Raw genomic sequence first — 18,915 nt, 5'->3', positions numbered from 1 at the left:
TATGAGCCGCACATGGCGAATCGTCGTCGGATCCGATGGCGCCGGCTACGACTACAAGGAGACCCTCAAGGCGGACCTCGAGAAGGACCCGCGGGTGTCCGAAGTCATCGACGTGGGGGTCGACGCCGAGGACGATACTGCCTACCCCTCAATCGCGATCGCTGCCGCGGAGAAGGTCCGCGACAACGAGGCGGACCGCGCACTCCTGGTCTGCGGCACCGGGCTCGGCGTGGCCATCGCCGCCAACAAGGTTCCGGGGATCCGCGCGGTGACGGCGCACGACAGCTACAGCGTGGAACGGAGCGTGCTGAGCAACAACGCCCAGGTCCTGACGTTCGGCCAACGGGTTGTGGGACTCGAGCTCGCACGGCGCCTCGCGAAAGAGTGGCTCGGGTACGAGTTCGACGAGAATTCCGCCTCTGCCAAAAAGGTTGCGGTCATCGACGGATACGAGAGTACGGGCTCCTGTGACTGAGCCTGCTCCTCCGTCTCCTGGGGCGCAGGACGCTATCCGGCCGATCATCCTCGGGGTGAGCTTCAAGCTCTATCTGGACGTCGACAGCACGGTGCAGTGGGCGAAGACCGTCGCAGGAATCGTCCGTACGCATCCGGCGCTCAAGGACGGAGGAGTGCGCCTATTCGTGCTGCCCTCCTTGCCCGCGGTACCCGGCGTCGTCGAGGCTCTCCGGGACACGCCCGTAGGGGTGGGTGCGCAGGACCTGTTCTGGGAGGATCGGGGCGCATTCACCGGAGCGGTCAGCGGCACGGACCTTCGTGCCGTGGGGTGCACTTACGCCGAAGTTGGCCACGCCGAGCGGCGCGCGCTGTTCGGCGACGACGACGAGATTGTCCGGCGGAAGCTTGCTGCCGCGCTGAGGAATGGCTTGACGCCAATCCTGTGCGTCGGCGAGACGGTGAAGTCGGACCCGGAGACGGCGGCTCGCGAAACGGCGGCCGAGCTCGAAGCCGTGACGAGGGAGCTTCCGGCGGCCGACGGCGGTCACGACCTTATCGTCGCCTACGAACCCCGGTGGGCAATCGGGCAGGCGGAGGCAGCCGACGCCGACCAGGTGGGGACCGTGATTGAAAGGCTGAGGCAAGTGCTCGAAGCTGACGGGCGGGTCGGAGCCTCCTCCGTCCTCTACGGCGGCAGCGCCCAGCCGGGAACCCTTTCAACACTGCGAGAGAGGACGGACGGCCTCTTCCTCGGGCGATTCGCACACGATCCCCACCGGTTCGGGCTCATTCTTGACGAGGCTGCCGCGTTGCGTGATTCTCAGCTCAGAACTGGGTGAGGAGACAAGATGACGCTGAAACCGGACGAGTCCTCGACGGCCGTACGTCAGAGCCGGCAATTGCAGCGCCAGCGGGCGATCAGCGACGCCGTCATGGCGGAAGGCGCTATCCGCATCGAACAACTGGCAGAGCGCTTCGGCATCAGTGTGATGACCGTCCATCGCGACCTCGACGAACTGGAGAATCGGGGCCTCATCCGGAAGAACAGAGGAGTCGCGACGGCCCTCTCGACCGCGTTGGTCGAGTCAAGCGACGTCTACCGTTCGAGCAGGCAGCTCACCGAGAAGGAGGCCATCGCCCACGCGGCGCTGGAATTCATCGAGCCGGGCCAAGCAATCATGCTCGACGATTCGACCACCACTCTGCATGTTGTGCCACACCTGAAGGACCGAGCTCCGCTGACGGTAATCACGAATACCCTCACCATCGTCAACGATCTCCGTGGGACCAAAGGGATTTCCCTGCTCGCGCTCGGCGGTCAGTACTACAACTGGTGCAGCGCCTTCATGGGGCGCATGACCATCGAGGCCATCTCCTCGCTCCGCGCGGATCTCCTGATCATGTCTACATCCGCGATCACCGACGACATCGCCTTCCATCAGACCCAGGAAACGGTAGATGTAAAGCGCGCGATGTTCGACGCCGCCGCCAAGCGAATTCTGCTCGCGGACCACACCAAATTCGAGAAGCGCGCCCTCCACGCAATGCTGTCCCTCGAGCGTTTCGACGCCATCATCGTCGACGCCGGCACAGACAGGGAGCACATTGCGCGGCTGCGGGACAAGGGAGTCCATGTTCTGGTCGCCCGGCGAAACCACAGGCAATAACTGCAGCCAGCACGATCAACAGGCTTGATTCGAAAGGAAACGAAACAGAATGACAAGTCTTGCTGAAGGTGTCGACACCAGCGGAGCACTGCCGACGACGATGCGCGCCGTCGTCTGCCACGGGCCTGAGAATTACACCCTCGAACAGGTCCCGGTCCCGCGCCCCGGCCAGAACGAGCTCCTCATCCGAGTCGAAGCCGTCGGCGTGTGTGCGAGCGATGTCAAGTGCTATCACGGGGCCGCCAAGTTCTGGGGCGACGAGAACCGCCCTTCCTGGGCGGAGACCGGAATAATTCCCGGACATGAATTCGTCGGCATCGTCGTGGCAGGAAGCGAGGAAGAGCTCTCACGGCGCCGCCTATCCCTGGGCGAACGCATCGTGTGCGAGCAGATTGTTCCGTGCGAGGAATGCAGGTACTGCCGCCGGGGGCAGTACTGGATGTGCGCCCCGCACGAGATGTTCGGCTTCCGCGGATTCAACGGTGCGATGGCGGAATACCTCTTGGTGCCGGCCCGGGCCCGCGTCCACGCGGCGCCGTCGAGCCTTCCTGCTCATCACGCCGCCTTTGCCGAACCCCTCTCCTGCGCCCTCCACGCAGTCGAACGCGCCGACATCAAGTTCGAGGACGTCGTCGTCGTCGCCGGGTGCGGCCCAATCGGCTTGGGGATGATCGCAGGAGCCCGCGCCAAGAACGCCGCTACGGTGGTCGCCCTCGACATGGCCGACGAGAAACTCGCCCTCGCGAAGAAGTGCGGCGCCGACGTGACCATCAACATCTCGAATCAGGATGCCATACAGATCGTCAAAGACCTGACCGAGGGCTATGGGGCCGACGTCTATCTTGAGGCAACCGGCCACCCCTCCGCAGTGCCCCAAGGACTGAACATCCTCCGCAAGCTCGGCACGTACGTCGAGTATTCCGTCTTCCGGTCCGAAGCGACCGTCGACTGGTCCATCATCGGGGACGACAAGGAGCTCAACGTCCTCGGAGCCCATCTCGGCCCCCACTGCTGGCCCGCAGCCCTGAAACTCCTCGAATCAGGCGCTCTGCCGATGGACGAGATCTGCAGCCACCAGTTCTTCCTGGAGGGATTCCTCGACGCGATCAATCTGGTCGGGAACCCGACGGGAGGTTCGGTCAAGGTCTCGATCCTCCCTTGAACCCAGCTTCGGCCGCCCCGAAAGTGACTGCGGTGGCGTAGCGATCCGCCCCTCAACTGCCAATCGCTGCGCCATGGGCAGCAGATTTGTGTGAGTCCCGTCACGCCGGTAGATTGTCAACAAAGGAACGAAAAGACGTCTATCGGAGGCACCGTGTTGTTTGCTGAAGGGGAATATGGCACCCGGCTCTCGAAGGTGCGCGAGCGGATGGCGCGCCAAGGGCTCTCCGCCCTGCTGGTCACCGATCCGGCCAATCTCTACTACCTGACCGGCTACAACGCGTGGTCCTTCTACACTCCCCAGCTCGTCTTCGTTCCGGCTGAGGGTCCGATGGTGCTGTTCACGCGTGCGATGGATGCTGGCGGAGCCTTCCGCACGGCCTGGCTGCCCCAGGAGTGCATCGTCGGGTACCCGGAACAGTACGTCCATCGCCCCACCGTTCACCCCTTCGACTGGGTCGCGTTCTCGCTTCGAGAGCGGGGGCTCGTCGCGGGCGCATCAGGAGGCTGTGTGGGGCTCGAGATGGACTCGCATTTCTTCTCTCCCAAGGCCTACCGGGCACTCGTCCATGCCCTTCCCGAATGGACGTTCGTCGACAGCTTCGAGCTGGTCAACTGGGTCCGCTCCGTGAAGTCCCCTGCCGAGATCGAACTCATGCGGAAAGCAGCGAGCGTCTGCGGCGCAGCCATGCAGGCCGCTGTCGAAACGATCGACGTCGGGACCCGGCAGTGCGACGCCGCGGCCGCTATCAGCCATGCCCAGATCTCTGGAAGTGACGGCGTGGGCGGCGACTATCCGGCGATTGTCCCCATGCTGCCCACGGGAGAGGCCGCGGACACTCCTCATCTGACGTGGAGCGAGGATCGCTTCGAAGCCGGGCAGGCCGTCGTCGTCGAGCTTGCCGGCGCACACCAGCGCTACCACGCCCCTCTCGCGCGCACCATCTCGCTCGGCAAGGCTCCAGAGCGCCTGTCCTCGCTCGCAGACGTGGTGGCCGAGGGCCTCGACACCGTCATCGACTCCGTCCGCCCCGGCGTCGCCGTGCGGGACCTCGCACACGCTTGGAACAAGACCCTCGCCAAGTACGGCCTCGAGAAGCCCTCCCGCATCGGCTACTCGATCGGCGTCGGCTACCCGCCCGACTGGGGCGAGCGCACGATCTCGATCCGCAGCGAGGACGAGACCGTCCTCGCCGAGAACATGACCTTCCACCTGATCGGCGGGATGTGGATGGACCATTACGGCTACGAGCTCTCGGAATCGATCCGGGTCGCGCCCAGCGGCGCGGAAGTCCTCACGAGCTTCCCGCGCGAACTCATCCAGAAAGGACGGTGAGCCATGTCCACCGAGAACCTCGCACTGCTCTCCCGCGAAGGCCTCCCCCTCGCCGAACGCGCCGGAAGCCTGGTTGGCTCCGTCATCGACTCGAGCACCTCCCTCCTTGCTTCGATGAAGCACGACATCGTCCGCTTCGCGATGGGATCGCCCGCCAATGAGGCTGTCCCGCTCGAGGAGTTCCGGGAGATCGCGGACACGGTGATGGGCCACGACACCTTCACGTACGGCGCGACGGAAGGGGAACCCCGGCTTCTCAGCGCGCTGGTCGAATATCTCTCAACGACGAGCGATCCCACCGACGAAGACCGAGTGACCATCACCGCGGGCGGAATGCAGGGGCTCGACCTCGCCTGCAAGATCTTCATCAACCCCGGCGACCTGGTCATCGTCGAAAGCCCTACCTACACCAACGGCAGCGCGACCGCGCTGAGCTACGGGGCCCAGCTCCTCGAGGCTCCGCTCGACGAGAACGGACTCGTCGTCGAGGCCCTTCCCGAACTGGTTGCCGCCACGGGCAGGACGCCCAAGGCCATCTACACCATCCCGAACTTCCAGAACCCGTCCGGGACTACGCTCTCCCTCGAGCGCCGCGAACTGCTGCTTGAGCTCGCCCACGAGTGGAACGCCGTCATCATCGACGATGACCCCTACGGCCTCCTCCGCTTCGAAGGCGAGGACCTCCCGAGCCTTCAGGCGCTCAGCCCGGGCGACCCCCTGCTGTTCTCCGTCCGCACCTTCTCCAAGATTCTCGCGCCGGGGCTCCGAGTGGGATGGGTCGACACTCACCCCGCATTGCGGCAGCTCGTCATCAACGCCAAGCAGGCCATGGACACGTGCACGAACGTCCCGGCGCAGCACATCGTTGCCGAGTTCATCCGGCGTGGGCGGCTCGACACCCACTTGGGCGATCTCCGCGCCGAATACCGACGGCGGCGGGACGCCATGCAGTCCAGCATCCGCCAGCATCTGGGCGAGCGCGTCACGACGACGAACCCGGAAGGCGGCTTCTTCCTCTGGCTCACCCTCCAGGGAGCCGACGCGCAGATCTCAACACGCCGGCTGTTCGAGACCGGCCTCGCCGAGGGCGTCGCGTTCATCCCGGGGCCTGCACTCTCGGCAGAGGGCAGGTTCGACGACGCCCTGCGGCTCTGCTTCGCCACGAGCACCCCCGAGCGGACCGATCAAGGGATCCAACGGCTCCGCCGAGCCATGGACATCGAGCTTGCGCGGCTGGAGGGCGGTACGTGCGCGTGAACACTTCGTTCGAGGACGACGTCCTCGAACTGATCACCGAAGCGGATCTCGTCTCGCTCACCGCCGCCCTCATCGCCGCCGCTGGCGAGAATCCCGGGGGAACCGAGGATGCCACGGTGAAGGTGCTCGAGGCCTTCTGCCTCGGTGCGGGCCTGGTCACCGCGACTGAATCCGTCGCGCCCGAACGCCCGAACTTCACCGCCGTCCTGCCCGGAGGAAGCAGCCCCGGCCTGCTGTTCCTCGGGCATTCCGACGTCGTTCCCGCCGGCGACGGCTGGGAACACCCGCCGTTCGAGCCATACGAGCGCGACGGCAGGCTCTACGGCCGCGGCTCCACGGACATGAAGGGCGGGCTAGCCGCCGTTGCTGTGGCGCTCAAGGCGCTCAAGGAGGCAGGGGTTGAGCTGCCCGGTGCGGTCATGTTTGCGTGCACCGTCGACGAGGAGGACCTCGGCATCGGGATCCGCGAGTACACACGCGTCCACGCCGGTGACGCGAATTTCTCGGGCTGCATCGTCGCGGAGCCGACCGACCTCGGGACAGTGATCGGCTGCCGCGGAGACAGCTACATCGAGTTGGCGATTCAAGGAAAGTCCGCTCACTCGGGGCGCCCCGCGGATGGCCGGAATGCGATCGATGCCGCCGCGCGAATCATCGAGCTCCTGAGGGAAGACCACCGCGAACTGCAGATGCACCAGGACCCCCTCCTGGGTGCGGGCAGCTGGAACGTCGGCCTTATTCGCGGCGGGAGCGGCACCTCGATGGTGGCGGGCGAATGCACCGTCTCGCTAGACCGGCGGCTCATGCCCGACGACGACGCCGGCGCCATCCTCGCGGCGCTCCAGCAGCGGATCATCGATGCGGGCATCTCAAGGGACGGGATCTCTGTGAGCGCTTGGGTCTCCATGGAGATGCCCGGGTTCCGGACAGCCGAGGACCATCCGCTTGTCAGGGATGCCGTGGCCGCCCTCGCCGATTGCGGCTTCGAAAGCGGCATCGGTGGCTGGACGGCGGCGTGCGACGGCGGCTTCATCGCTCGCGACTTCGGCGTACCGACGATTGTGATGGGCCCCGGCGGTCTCAACGACCAAGCCCATCAGGTCAACGAATCGGTCAGCATCTCCGAGCTCGTGACGGCGGCGAGGGCCTACGCGCTCTTGTGCCTCCGGCACAGGCCTGATCAGTAGAGGCCTCCGGCACGGACATTAGCTCCCTCCGATAACTGCCGGGATCAGTCGCGCGGCCCCGCTGTTGGAGTCTCACCAGTTTCCAAGCCATTCACGGCACGACTCGCTGCGGTTCCGTTCCGCCACGCTGGCCGGGTCAGCTAGAAGCTGGTGAGAGTCCGGCGTGCGTAGCGGCCAGACGGGGGCTAGGGACAGGAAGAGCGGTGGTCGATCGGCCACCGCTCTTCCTGTCCCTCTGCTCCTCCTGAGATGGGGCGCCGGCGTCAGCGCGAATGGGGCGCCGGCGTCAGCCCGAATGGGGCATCAGCGTTGGAGGACTGCTCGGAGGAACGTCCTGGTCCTCTCCTCGAGAGGGTTCTTGAAGATCTGCTCGGGCGCACCGCTCTCAACCGCACGTCCGTGATCGAACATCACGACGCGATCGGAGATCTCTTCGGCGAACCGCATCTCGTGCGTGACCATGAGCATCGTCATGTCCGTGCTCTGCGCGAGATTCCGGATCACGTTGAGCACTTCGCCAATCAGCTCAGGGTCGAGGGCTGACGTGGGCTCGTCGAAGAGCATGACCTTCGGCCGCATCGCGAGGGCCCGGGCGATGGCCACGCGCTGCTGCTGGCCGCCCGAAAGCTGCGGCGGCGTGTGGTTCATGTGTTTGCTCAGGCCCACGAGATTGAGCAGGTCGGCTGCCCTCTCCCGCGCTTCTGCCTTCTCCATGCCGAGAACATGGATGGGCGCCTCGACGACGTTCTCAAGCGCCGTCATATGCGGAAAGAGATTGAACTGCTGGAACACCATGCCGATCTTCCGGCGCGTCTGCCGCAGCTGGCGCGTCTCCTTCGGCTTCTCGCCCGGCGCCACATTCCAGAGCACGTCACCGTCCACGCTGACGAGGCCCTCGCTCGGGCTTTCCAGCGTCATCAGGATGCGGAGGATCGTCGTCTTCCCGGAACCGGATGGACCGATGATGGAGACCTTCTCGCCCGGCTGTACGTCGAAGTTGAGCGACTTGAGGACGTGGTTCGAACCCCAGCTCTTGCTCACGTTCTCGAAGGCGATGATCGGGCCTGGCTTCGCGAGCTCCGACTCGGACAAGGCGCCGGTCTGGAGGGGAACCGGCTCAGTGCTGGGGCGCATAACGCCGCTCCAATCTGTTGACGAGACGTGACGATGGGTAGCTGATGATCAGGAACAGGATGGCCGCGATCGTGAGCGGTTCCAGGTAGCGGAAGTTCGAGCTCCCGATGGCCTGGGCCGTCCCGAGCAACTCCACGACTGTGATGGCCGAAAGGACCGCCGAGTCCTTGAACATCTGGATGAGGTAGTTGCCCAACATGGGAACCACGGTCCTGAGAGCCTGGGGAAGAATGATGCGCCCCCAAACCCTCGTCGCGGGAAGCCCGAGCGCCGTGCAGGCCTCCCACTGCCCGATGTGCACGCCTTGGATCCCGCTGCGGTAGACCTCCGCCATGTACGCGCTGTAGTTGATCCCGATCACGATCGCCCCTGTGGTGAAGGCATCGGCGCTGATCCCGTAGTCCGGCAGCACGAAGAATGCGCAATAGGCCTGAACAAGCAGCGGGGTTCCACGGATGAAGACGACGGCGAACGTGACCACTTGGGATACAACCGGGATCGCCAGACGGCGCAGGATCGCGAGTGCGAGGCCGAGGAGTGCGGCGATGAGCGTTCCCAGGAGTGTGATCTCGACCGTGACGACGAGTCCCTGAAGCAGCTGCGGGATGATCGAGACGGCGAAGGCGTTGTCCCAGATCATGCCGTCCCCGCCTTCATGAACCGCCGCTCTGCCCGCCAGGCCGCCTTGGCCTTGCGGTCAAGGGCGAAGCGCCGCTCAAGGAAGCCGGTCAGCAGGGTCAGAATCGACGAGAGCACGAAGTACATCACCAGAATGGTGAGGAAGACCGCCGTCGTCTGGCCCGTCGTGTTCCGGATCATCTGGGCACGGAACGTGAGGTCCGCGACCGTGACGAGCGAGACGAGCGAGGTGTTCTTCAACAGGTCGACCATGACGTTCCCGAAGGGCGGGAGCATCGCCGGGATCGCCTGCGGGATGATGACCCGGCGAAGGCGGAGCGCCGGGCCCATGCCCAGAGCGGTGCAGGCCTCCGTCTGCCCCTTGGGACGGCTTGCAATTGCGCCCCGCACCACTTCCGCCGCGTAGGCCCCCTCGTTGAAGCCGAGGGCAAGGACAGCTGCCGTCATCGGGTAGAGCTGGATCCCGAAGAACGGGAGTGCGAAGAAGAACCAGAACATCTGGACGAGCAGCGACGTCCCGCGGAATACCTCGACGAAGACTGCTGCCGGCACCCGGAAGAACCAGTGGGTCGAGAGGCGTCCAAGCCCCGCCGTGAAAGCGACCAGAACGCACACGACTCCGCCGAGAGCCGTGACGAGGACGGTCGTCCACATCCCCTGCCAGAGCAGCGGCCAGTACTCAACGACTGCAGACATGGGAGCCTCCGATCGTCCGCGTGCTGGCCGGGATCATCCTGCGGTCTGGCATAGTTCCTGCGCCGTCACGCCTTGGACGACGGTCGGGTCAAAGCCCCACTTGTTGAGGATGTCGGCGAACTGGCTCGTCTGCTTGAACGCCGCAAGCTCCTTGTTGTAGGCGTCGTGGAATGAAGCGTCGGTCTTCCTGAAGGCGGCACCCGAGCCCGTGCGAGGGGCGTCTTTAAGCGGGGCCGTGACCTCGAAGCCCGCGTCATCCTTCGCGAGCGCACGAAGGGAGAGCGTCGGGAGCAGGAAGGCATCCGCACGGTTCGCCTTCACTGCCTCGATTCCGCTGCGGCCGTCGCTTACCTTGACCTGCTGCGAATCCGGAACCTTGGCCGTCTTGAGGATGCCCTCTTCGAACCCGCCTGGAAGCACCGCGATCTTGAGGCCAGAGTTCGACGTGACCGCGGCAATAGACGTAATGCCCTTGGGATTGCCCTTCGGGGTGGCGAAGGACTCGGTCGAGACGATGACGGGCTCCGAATAGTCCACCTGGCCACAGCGCGGCTGCTTCATGAAGAGCCCTGCGGCAATGACATCCCAGCGGTTCGCGTTGAGCCCGGGGATCATCGAGGCGTAGGGGGTGACAACACCCTGAATGTCCTTGATGCCCATCCGCTGGCACACCGCCCTCAGCACGTCAGGCTCACAGCCGCTCACTGTGCCGTCCGTGTTCACCTGAGTGTAGGGCGGTTCATTTGCGATGGCGACCCGCAGAAAGCCCTGCGACTTCGCGGTGTCCAGGAGGTTTCCATTCGGCGACGCTGCCGGTCCCCCTGAAGGAACGCTCGAACACCCACTGGCCCAGCCAGCCAAGGATGCTCCAAGGGCGGCCACTCCTGCACTTCTCAAGACGCTTCTTCGCGACAACTCGATCATGTCAGCTCCCTTTCAGCCGGCCCACGTTGGCCGACGGCGGCAAGAGACCGCCTCACGTTGTGACTTGCATTACAAACCTATGGACAGTATGTAGCATTGTCAACAATATGACCGTGTACCTTTCGACAAAAAAGCACGGTCGCGGACCCGAAGGTCCACGACCGTGCTCGCATCCCCTTGCTGGACTGGCAGGGAGGTCAGGTTGACCAGTCAGGCTGGCCGGGAGGACTACTCAGGCTGCGTCTGAGCGCGCGATCCCCTGAAGCCGACGACGGTCTGCGGCTTCGTCTCGGGAAGCTCCCGGCCCCGCAGGGAAGCACCTACCGTCTCCTTCATGAACCGCACCGAAATCACGCCGATGATGCAGGCGAGCATCATGTAGAACGCGGGGAAGAGTGCGTTGTGGGTCGTGTCGATGCCGGCCTGGTTCAACAGGGGCGCGGTGCCGCCGAAGATCGACGTCGAGATGTTGTACGTGATGGCGAACCCCGCGTAGCGGACATGAGCGGGGAACATGGCGGGGAACGTCGCCGAAATCGTTGCCAGCTGCGGGATGAACAGCAGGCCGAGAACAGCGAAGCCGATCAGGGCGGCCCAGAATCCGTGCGCCATGAGCATGAACATCGGCGCCGAGAGCACGAAGAGTCCAATCAGGGACGCGTACCACATCGGCTTCCTGCCCACACGGTCGGAGAGGGCACCCGCGAAGGGGATCACAAGCATCATCACGAACTGCGCGATGAACATGATCATCAGGACCGTCTGGTTGGGAAGGCCCGCCTCGCCCTCGAGATAGGTCGGCATGTAGGTGAGCAAGGTGTAGTCGACGATGTTCAAGGCGATCACGAGGCCGGTGAGCGTCAGCATGCTGGGCCAGTACTTGGCCACAAGGTCCTTGAGGCTCGAGGTCGCCTTGTCTTCAGCCTTCCCCTCGCGCTCGAGCTCTTCGAAGACAGGGGTCTCGGCGAGACGGGTGCGGAGGTAGAGGCCGATGGCGCCGAGCGGGACAGCGCAGAGGAAGAGTACGCGCCAGCCCCAGTCGTTCATCGACTGGGTTCCGACCGTGGCCTCGCCCAGCAGACCGAGCAGGGACCCAAGAGCGAAGCCGGAGAGCGTTCCGAACTCGAGGAAGCTTCCGAGGAAGCCGCGCTTGTGATCAGGTGCGTATTCGGCCATGAAGGTCGCGGCGCCGCCGTACTCACCGCCGGTGGAGAAGCCCTGGATCGCCCGCAGGATGATCAGCAGCACGGGGGCCAGCAGGCCGACTTGGGAAGCAGTGGGCAGGACGCCGATGAGGGCCGTCGCCGCCGACATCAGGATGATCGTGAGGGCGAGGATCCGCTTGCGCCCGAGGCGATCGCCGATCGGACCCCAGAACAGGCCGCCCAACGGCCGGATGAGGAACGAGAAGGCGAAGGTGCTCAGCGTCAGCAGGGTCCCGGCCTGGCCGGGGAAGAAGTTGTGGGTGATGTACGTGACGGAATATCCGTAGACGCCATAGTCGAACCATTCCGTGGCGTTGCCAATGGCCGATGCCGCGACGGCCCGGCGGATGGTGCGGGCGTCAGGCTCGATGTGAACGGTCCCCGCGGATGCCGCAGCTTCCGCAGGTGCTGCTGGGCGCTGACCCGCCGTTGGGTGCGCCGCTCGTTGTTGCCGATTCATGAGTGCCTCCAGATGGAACTGCAGGGCATGCAGCCCCGCTTTCGGAATTGGCGATAGAAAAACGTTAGATGGGTCACAGTAGGATTGTCAACGATCCTACTGGTACTCACAGCAACAAGAAGGCCCTCTGGAGGAGCCAAGAGCTCTCCAAAGGGCCTTCATATGCCTAGTGGGCTGCCGCCCGGACAGGCGCGGGAAGGGCGCTTCGCCAATCCGCCGCCGACTCGTAGGCTTGTGCCGCCCGCAGGACCAGCCGGTCAGAATGTCGTGGACCGATGATCTGGAGCCCCGCGGGGAGCCCAGCCGAGGTAAATCCACAGGGGACGCTCATAGCCGGCTGCTGAGTCATGTTGAACGGGTAGGTGTAAGGCGTCCAGCTCGTCCAGTACTCCGAGCTCCAATCCTCAGGCACGTCCCGACCGCGGGAAAATGCCGGGATGGGAAGGGTCGGAGTCAGGAGAAGATCGTAGGTCTCGTGGAAGAGACCCATCCGTACGCCCAGATCCATACGCACGGCCGTCGCGTCGAGGAAGTCTGAAGCGCTGAAGACTCCTTGTTCCTCGATGCTGCGGCGCAGCCCTGGGTCGATGCGCTCGAATGCAGCTGCCCCGTAAGGCTCGAGCACCTTCGCGGCGCCCGCAAACCACAGCACGTGGAACGCCTCAACCGGGTCCTCGATCCCCGGATCCACTTCCTCTACCTGCGCTCCGAGGCCCTCGAATGCAGCGGCGGCCTCCCGGACAAGCGCTTCGATCTCCGGGTCATTCCGTCCGAACCCAAGCGTTGGCGAGAAGGCGATCCGAAGCCCTTCGACGCCGTCGTGCAGGCCTTCCATGAAGGAACCCTGCGGCGTCGGGAGGGCGGACCAATCCCTAGCGTCGAATCCAGTGATGACGTCGAGGAGGAGAGCGCTGTCAGCCACGGTACGAGTCATCGGACCGGCGTGGGCGAGAGTGCCGAACGGGCTGGCCGGGAACATCGGGACGAGGCCATACGTGGGCTTGATCGCCACCGTGCCAGTGAAGGCGGCAGGGATGCGCACGGAGCCGCCCCCGTCCGTGCCCACAGACCAGGGGCCCATTCCCATTCCCACGGCGGCCGCGCTGCCTCCGCTCGATCCGCCAGAGGTGAGCCCTGGGGCACAAGGGTTTCCCGTGGATCCGTGGCGAAGTGAGTCGGTGACCCCCTTCCAGGCGAACTCCGGCGTCGTCGTCTTCCCCAGCAGGACCGCGCCGGTCTCACGCAGCCGCGCCACGCAGGGCGCATCCTCGTTCCACGGCCGGTCCTCGTCGATGAGCTCCGTCCCCCGCAGCGTCGGCCAGCCTCGTGTGTAGAAGATGTCCTTGATAGAGGTCGGGACCCCGTCGCCCGGCCCCAGCGGGGAGCCGGCCGCCCAGCGCTTCTCAGACTCGGCCGCATCTGCGAGCGCCTCCTCCGCATGGACGGAGACGAAGGCATTGACGCTCCCGTTGCCCTCCTCGATGGCATCGAGCGCAGCTCGCGTCGCCTCGACGGGCGAGATCTCGCCCAGACGGTATCCATCCAGCAGTTCGGTAGCTGTCAGCAGGGCCAGATCGTTCATTGTCCCTTCCTCTCTTCTTCGAGGGCCCATCCTCCGGTTCGGTTGCCCACGGCCCTCGGCGATCCTCCGCGCGGGCCCTGGCCCCTGTAGTAGACAGTAGGCCCGAGCCGCTCGCCCTTGTTCCAGTAGACCTCGGCGTACTCCTCAAGGGGAGCCTTCGAGGTCCTTGGCGCTGAAAGACGGTCCTGTCGGGTTCGCGCGCGCATCAGGAAGGGACCACGATGGGGTCGCGCCGAGTAGTCGTCAGGATCTCGCCGCCGTTCGCCGTAACGAGCATGGTGTCGGAGATGACGTAGTCGGCTGGTTCCTGGTCGAGGATCCAGGAGAGAACGTGGAAGACCATGCCCTCTCGGATCTCCGTGGTACCGCCGGCCCTCAGGCCTGCCACGCTCGCCCCTCCGACCCAGCTAGGCGGGAAGCCGATGCCGATGGCGTACCCGCAGTGATGCCTGCGGTAATTCGAGTGGCCCAGCCCGGAATCAATGACCCTCTGCCAAGCCGCGTAGACCTCACCGTTCACGTTGCCCGGGCGCAGCGCCTCACGGACGGCCTCGAGACCGGCCGAAGCGATGTCTGCGGCCCTTTCCGTGCCCCGGGGCGCTTCACCGACATAGGCCATGCGCGTCAATGGCGCGTGGTACCGCGCGACGGATGCAGAGAGCTCCATGAAGACCGCGTCCTGAGGCTGGATGACGCGAGGCCGCCACGTGACGTGCTCCTGGAGAAGGAGGTCTCGCGAGCGAATCAAGGGGGCGAACCCGGGGTACTCGCTGCCGGCGAGCATCATCTCGCGGTAGACGGCGGCCGCGACCTCACGCTCGGACACCCCCGCCGCGACCGTGCCAAGGCCCGCCTCGATAGCGAGCGACGACGCGCGGGCGGAACGCCGCACGTGCTCGATCTCGGCCGGACTCTTGACCTGGCGGAACGCCTCGACGATTCCCGAGCCATCCACGAGCTCAAGGCCCTCGAGTCGTCCACGCAACGGCTCCCACACGTTGAGCGGGAAGCACATCGAGGATTCCTCGACGCCAACCTTGGCCCCCTGACGGACGGCCGAGGCGACAGCGTTGGCCGCCACCTCAGCCGGGTCCTCGTAGTCTGCGAACGCGATGTGGCGGCACTGCGGGATCTGCGCCGAGATCGTAGCGCCCTCCATCGCGCGGGCGACGACGAGCGGCTCGCCCTCGAGCGGGAGAACCAGCAGGGTGAAAGCGAAATAGCCCTGGTGGTTCAGTCCCGTGAGGTAGTAGAGGTTCTCGGGGCTCACGAGCAAGAGTGCTTCCAGGCCTCGGCGCTGCATCCCCTCCCGGACGCGCTCCACGCGCAGGTCGAATTCCTCCCGTGAGAAGAAAGAAGCCTCAGGGTCGACAAAGGGGGTCGGAGCGACGGCGGGAGGCATGCCTGCCGTGGGCGCCGGCGCCGAAGACTGCGGAGTCATGGTGCTCGCTCTCTTTCAGGTCTGCCAGCTGGTCAGCGCTTCGGCATGAGCGGAGTGCTCGCGATCTTCTCAGACTCATGGAACGAGAAGTTCTCAGCCTCGCTCTCGTACAGCTCCGCGTACTTCGCGACGCGCTCGGCGTCGAGCTCGATCCCGATGCCGGGCTTCTCGGGAACCGCGAGGCAGCCGTTCTCGTACGGCAGAGGGCTTGCGCCCGCGATGATGTCGTCCGCGAGGAACGAACCGTAGCCCTGGTTGGCGTAGATGAAGTTGGGCGTCGAGGCCATGACGTGGACAGCGGCGTAGGCCGCAACCCCGAGCTCGCCCAGGCTGTGCTTGAGCACCGGAAGCCCGGCAACCTCGCACAGGCCTGCACCTCGCTTGAGGTTAAGGAGACCGCCGTCCATCTGGTTGTCGACCGAGACGACGTCGGCCGCGCCGGCCTTGATGAGTTCGAGCTGGTCGTAACGGGTCCAGGAGGCCTCGTTGGCGAGGAGCGGGGTGTTGATCCGTCCCCTCAGGTAGGCCATCTCGGCGAGGTTGCGGCCTGAGATGGGCTGCTCCACGAGCTCGAGCCCGAAGCGCTCCATCTCACCGACGATCCGGATTGCCGCGGCCGCTGACCACGCCTCGTTCGCGTCCACGCGGATCTTGGCGTCGGGGCCAGTGGAGGCCCGGATCGCCTCAACACGCTCGATGTCCTGGCTCGGCTCCATCGAACCGACCTTGATGTAGAAGGTGCGGAAGCCCTCGGCGTAGCCCTTCGCGGCGTCGTCGGCCATCTCTGAGGCGGGCTTGTGGCTCAGGTAGTAGAAGAACTCGACCTCGTCGCGGACTCGACCGCCGAAGAGGTTGACGAGAGGCTGGCCGCTGACCTTGCCCACGATGTCCCAGCAAGCCATTTCGACAGCCGCGATCGCCGTGCTGGTCGACTTCACGTGGTGCCACGTGCCGATGATGTTGACGCGCTTCATGATTCGCTCGACATTGAAGGGGCTCTCCCCTATGACGAGCGACTCGATGGACTTGAAGACCGCCAGCACAATGTCCGCGGACGGGTATGCTGCCGCTTCGCCGAGTCCAACCACTCCTTCGTCCGTCTCCATCTCCAAGAGAATGCTGACCATTCCGCGGCGTCCTCCGAACGCCCAGATCTCGTCCTCGACGAACGGAACGGCAACGGGGGTGGCGCGAAGACCGGTAATGCGCACGGCAATCTTTCCTAACTCTTGGATGGCTTGAAATGAGGGTTTGAGTCGCGGATGCGGGATCCTGTAGCCCCAACCTAGGCTGTAGGATTGTCAACAACAATACCTTTGGAATGTGATCCGCGCCACTCTTTTTGCCGGTCAAACTTCCCCTCCAGGTGCGCAGGGTCACGTGTTATGATTGTTGACAATCGGCCCATCTTGGGGGTCTCACTAGATTGAGGAGAGGGCATGGCCCAGTTGCTCACGCCGGTAGTGCAGGAGACAACTCCCGCACTCATTGCCCGCCAATTGCGCAGGGCGATCGGTCAAGGAGAGCTCGCCCCCGGCGAGCAGCTCAACGAAGCAGAATTGAGCCGTCACCTCGGGGTCAGCCGAGGGCCCTTGCGGGAGGCGATGCAACGCCTCACCCAGGAGGGCCTCCTCGTCAGTATCCGCAACCGCGGCGTCTTTGTCATCGAAGTGACGGACGACGACGTGCGCGACATGTACCTTGCGCGGGCAGCCGTTGAGCGCGCAGCAGCGGCCCGCGTGATCCAGCTCGATGCGAAGGACGGCGGAAAGCAGCTCCTCGAAGTGACCAAGAGAATGCGCAAGGCGGCGAACGACGACGACGCCGACGCTCTCACCGAGACGGACGTGGAGTTCCACGCACTTCTCGTAGCCCTCGCGAAGAGCCCGCGCCTCTCGCGGATGCACAACACGCTCATGGTCGAGACACGCATGTGCATCACCGCGCTCGAGACCCGCTACGCCTCGCACTTCGTTCGTGCGGATGAGCACCACGAGATCGCTGCCGCGATCAGGGACGGGAACGCGGAGGAGGCAGACCGGCTCCTCGTCGCCCACATGGACGACGCCGTGGCTCGGCTCATGGAGGCCCCCGAAGAGGCATCGACTGCAGAACCCGCCTGAGCCTGAGACGCTTCCTTCCCGCGCCGTCAGGCCATAGACGAAGACAGAACCCAGAGACACACGACAAACGGCAAAAGCGAAGGCTCCCGACGGATCTACCGTCGGGAGCCTTCGCCGTAAGAGCGTCGCTGTGGGCTCCGCTGCGGACTTACGCCTTCGGAACCGCCATGTACTTGTACTCGAGGAACTCCTCGATCCCCACACGACCGCCTTCGCGCCCGAGGCCAGAGGCCTTGACGCCGCCGAAGGGCGCGGCGGGGTTCGAGACAATCCCGGTGTTGAGCCCGACCATGCCGACCTCGAGAGCCTCCCCTACGCGGAATCCGCGGTCGACGTCCTGGGTGAAGAGGTAGCCCACGAGGCCCCACGGGGTGTCGTTGGCGAGGCGGAGGACCTCATCCTCGGTGTCGAACGGCACGACCGGTGCCACCGGGCCGAAGATCTCCTCGGTCATGAGGTCCGCCTCCGGCGAGACGTCGGAGAGGACCGTGGGCGAGTAGAAGTAGCCACGGCGATCGGGCCGGCTACCGCCACAGACGACGACGGCGCCCTTGCCCACCGCGTCGTCGACGAGCTCCTGGACCTTCCGCAGGGCCTTCTCCTCCACGAGGGGGCCGACGTCGGTCCCCGGCTCAGCACCGTCCCCGAGGGAGAGCGCGCCCAGCCGGTCCGCGAGCTTGCGGGCGAACTCGTCGGCCACCGAGCGCTGGACGAAGAGCCGGTTGGCGGCCGTGCAGGCCTCGCCCATGTTGCGCATCTTGGCCGCCACCGCACCCTCGACCGCGCGATCGAGGTCTGCGTCCTCGAACACGATGAACGGGGCGTTGCCGCCGAGCTCCATGGACGAACGCATGACGTGCTGCGAAGCCTGCTCGAGCAGGCGCACGCCGACCGCGGTCGAGCCCGTGAAGCTGACCTTGCGGGCGATCCCGCTGGACATCCAGGGCGAGACGACTTCGGAGGCCTTGGTGGTGCAAACGACGTTAAGGACACCGTCGGGCAGACCGGCCTCGACAAGGATGTCGACCAGGGCAAGGGAGGAGAGCGGGGTGAGGTTCGCCGGCTTGAAGACCATCGTGCAGCCGGCGGCGATCGCGGGACCGATCTTCCGCGTGCCCATCGCGAGCGGGAAGTTCCACGGGGTGACGAGCACGCAGGGGCCGACGGGTTCGCGCGAGACGAGGATCCGGTTCTTGCCGTCGCCCGTCGTCGTGAGGTCGCCGCCGATCCGGACGGCTTCTTCCGAGAACCAGCGGAAGAACTCGGCCGCGTAGGCGACCTCTCCCTTGGCCTCGGCGAGCGGCTTGCCCATCTCCGCCGTCATGATCAGGGCGAGCTCGTCCTGCCGGGCCATGATGAGGTCGTAGGCGCGGCGCAGGATCTCGCTGCGCTCACGGGGGGCCGTCTTGGCCCATTCCTTCTGGACGCGGCCTGCGGTCTCGATGGCCCGCTGAGCATCCTCCGGGCCGCCGTCGGCAACGGTTGCGATGACTTCCTCGGTCGCCGGATTGACGACGTCGAAGCGGGCGCCGGAGGCGGCTTCGCTCCACTGCCCGTCGATGAAGATTCCGGTGCTGATCTTGGCGATCGCCTCGCGTGCCTTCTCTGAGGCGCGGAGGTCGCTGAGGTTAGTGGTCATAGGAGTTC

General features: G+C 65.2%; 17 protein-coding genes. 8 read left to right on the top strand and 9 right to left on the bottom strand.

The window, feature by feature from the left end; all coding sequences use genetic code 11:
- The first annotated feature begins 1 nt into the window (after nucleotide 1).
- The 7 genes from LK10_RS05675 (at nucleotide 2) to LK10_RS05645 (ending at nucleotide 7,064) form a co-directional block, all read left to right on the top strand.
- Complete coding sequence (locus LK10_RS05675) at nucleotides 2-475, top strand: ribose-5-phosphate isomerase (RefSeq protein ID WP_043120863.1); 474 nt, start codon at nucleotides 2-4, stop codon at nucleotides 473-475.
- Nucleotides 468-1,295: a triose-phosphate isomerase family protein gene (locus LK10_RS05670; RefSeq protein WP_231567624.1), complete on the top strand. Its 828-nt coding sequence runs from the start codon at nucleotides 468-470 to the stop codon at nucleotides 1,293-1,295. Before LK10_RS05675 ends, LK10_RS05670 begins: the two co-directional genes overlap by 8 nt.
- 9 nt (nucleotides 1,296-1,304) lie before the next feature.
- Nucleotides 1,305-2,123: a DeoR/GlpR family DNA-binding transcription regulator gene (locus LK10_RS05665; protein WP_043120860.1), complete on the top strand. Its 819-nt coding sequence runs from the start codon at nucleotides 1,305-1,307 to the stop codon at nucleotides 2,121-2,123.
- A 49-nt stretch (nucleotides 2,124-2,172) separates the two neighbouring features.
- Nucleotides 2,173-3,285, top strand: a complete 1,113-nt coding sequence (locus LK10_RS05660; protein ID WP_043120857.1) for a zinc-binding dehydrogenase — start codon at nucleotides 2,173-2,175, stop codon at nucleotides 3,283-3,285.
- 153 nt (nucleotides 3,286-3,438) lie between these two features.
- Nucleotides 3,439-4,620 (top strand): M24 family metallopeptidase, encoded by a 1,182-nt coding sequence (locus tag LK10_RS05655; protein ID WP_043120854.1) that lies wholly within the window; start codon nucleotides 3,439-3,441, stop codon nucleotides 4,618-4,620.
- A gap of 3 nt (nucleotides 4,621-4,623) precedes the next feature.
- A complete protein-coding gene (locus LK10_RS05650) occupies nucleotides 4,624-5,877 on the top strand; it encodes an aminotransferase-like domain-containing protein (RefSeq protein WP_043120852.1) in 1,254 nt (417 codons plus the stop codon).
- Nucleotides 5,874-7,064: a M20 family metallopeptidase gene (locus LK10_RS05645; RefSeq protein WP_231567622.1), complete on the top strand. Its 1,191-nt coding sequence runs from the start codon at nucleotides 5,874-5,876 to the stop codon at nucleotides 7,062-7,064. The genes LK10_RS05650 and LK10_RS05645 overlap by 4 nt, the downstream gene beginning before the upstream one ends.
- A gap of 303 nt (nucleotides 7,065-7,367) precedes the next feature.
- Here the strand turns inward: LK10_RS05645 and ehuA are convergent, their stop codons facing one another.
- The 8 genes from ehuA to LK10_RS05605 all read right to left on the bottom strand — a co-directional run bounded on the left by ehuA (nucleotide 7,368) and on the right by LK10_RS05605 (nucleotide 16,356).
- Nucleotides 7,368-8,198, bottom strand: a complete 831-nt coding sequence (gene ehuA / locus LK10_RS05640; RefSeq protein ID WP_269429487.1) for an ectoine/hydroxyectoine ABC transporter ATP-binding protein EhuA — start codon at nucleotides 8,196-8,198, stop codon at nucleotides 7,368-7,370.
- Nucleotides 8,182-8,838, bottom strand: a complete 657-nt coding sequence (gene ehuD / locus LK10_RS05635; protein ID WP_043120848.1) for an ectoine/hydroxyectoine ABC transporter permease subunit EhuD — start codon at nucleotides 8,836-8,838, stop codon at nucleotides 8,182-8,184. The genes ehuA and ehuD overlap by 17 nt, the downstream gene beginning before the upstream one ends.
- On the bottom strand, nucleotides 8,835-9,533 hold the full coding sequence (gene ehuC / locus LK10_RS05630) for an ectoine/hydroxyectoine ABC transporter permease subunit EhuC (protein WP_043120847.1): 699 nt from the start codon (nucleotides 9,531-9,533) through the stop codon (nucleotides 8,835-8,837). The genes ehuD and ehuC overlap by 4 nt, the downstream gene beginning before the upstream one ends.
- A gap of 33 nt (nucleotides 9,534-9,566) precedes the next feature.
- Complete coding sequence (gene ehuB, locus LK10_RS05625; RefSeq protein ID WP_043120845.1) at nucleotides 9,567-10,457, bottom strand: ectoine/hydroxyectoine ABC transporter substrate-binding protein EhuB; 891 nt, start codon at nucleotides 10,455-10,457, stop codon at nucleotides 9,567-9,569.
- Nucleotides 10,458-10,685: 228 nt separating this feature from the next.
- Entirely contained in the window at nucleotides 10,686-12,122 is a 1,437-nt protein-coding gene (locus LK10_RS05620; RefSeq protein ID WP_043120843.1) for an MFS transporter, read from the bottom strand.
- A gap of 166 nt (nucleotides 12,123-12,288) precedes the next feature.
- Entirely contained in the window at nucleotides 12,289-13,704 is a 1,416-nt protein-coding gene (locus LK10_RS05615) for an amidase (RefSeq protein WP_043120842.1), read from the bottom strand.
- Between the two features lie 205 nt (nucleotides 13,705-13,909).
- Nucleotides 13,910-15,145, bottom strand: a complete 1,236-nt coding sequence (locus LK10_RS05610) for a M24 family metallopeptidase (RefSeq protein WP_052206995.1) — start codon at nucleotides 15,143-15,145, stop codon at nucleotides 13,910-13,912.
- A gap of 32 nt (nucleotides 15,146-15,177) precedes the next feature.
- A complete protein-coding gene (locus LK10_RS05605) occupies nucleotides 15,178-16,356 on the bottom strand; it encodes a mandelate racemase/muconate lactonizing enzyme family protein (protein WP_043120839.1) in 1,179 nt (392 codons plus the stop codon).
- A 228-nt stretch (nucleotides 16,357-16,584) separates the two neighbouring features.
- Between LK10_RS05605 and LK10_RS05600 the strand changes: the two genes are divergently transcribed.
- Nucleotides 16,585-17,268, top strand: a complete 684-nt coding sequence (locus LK10_RS05600) for a GntR family transcriptional regulator (protein WP_043120836.1) — start codon at nucleotides 16,585-16,587, stop codon at nucleotides 17,266-17,268.
- A gap of 148 nt (nucleotides 17,269-17,416) precedes the next feature.
- Here LK10_RS05600 and LK10_RS05595 read toward each other — a convergent pair whose 3' ends face one another.
- Nucleotides 17,417-18,907 carry an NAD-dependent succinate-semialdehyde dehydrogenase gene (locus LK10_RS05595; protein ID WP_043120833.1) on the bottom strand — a complete coding sequence of 497 codons (1,491 nt, stop codon included), beginning with the start codon at nucleotides 18,905-18,907 and terminating at the stop codon, nucleotides 17,417-17,419.
- Nucleotides 18,908-18,915: the final 8 nt, after the last annotated feature.

Origin of the sequence: Sinomonas humi (assembly GCF_000802235.1) — a bacterium.
GTDB classification, from domain to species: Bacteria; Actinomycetota; Actinomycetes; order Actinomycetales; family Micrococcaceae; genus Sinomonas; species Sinomonas humi.
Note: the sequence above shows the minus strand (reverse complement) of the source record. Positions and strands in the feature narration are given on the sequence as shown.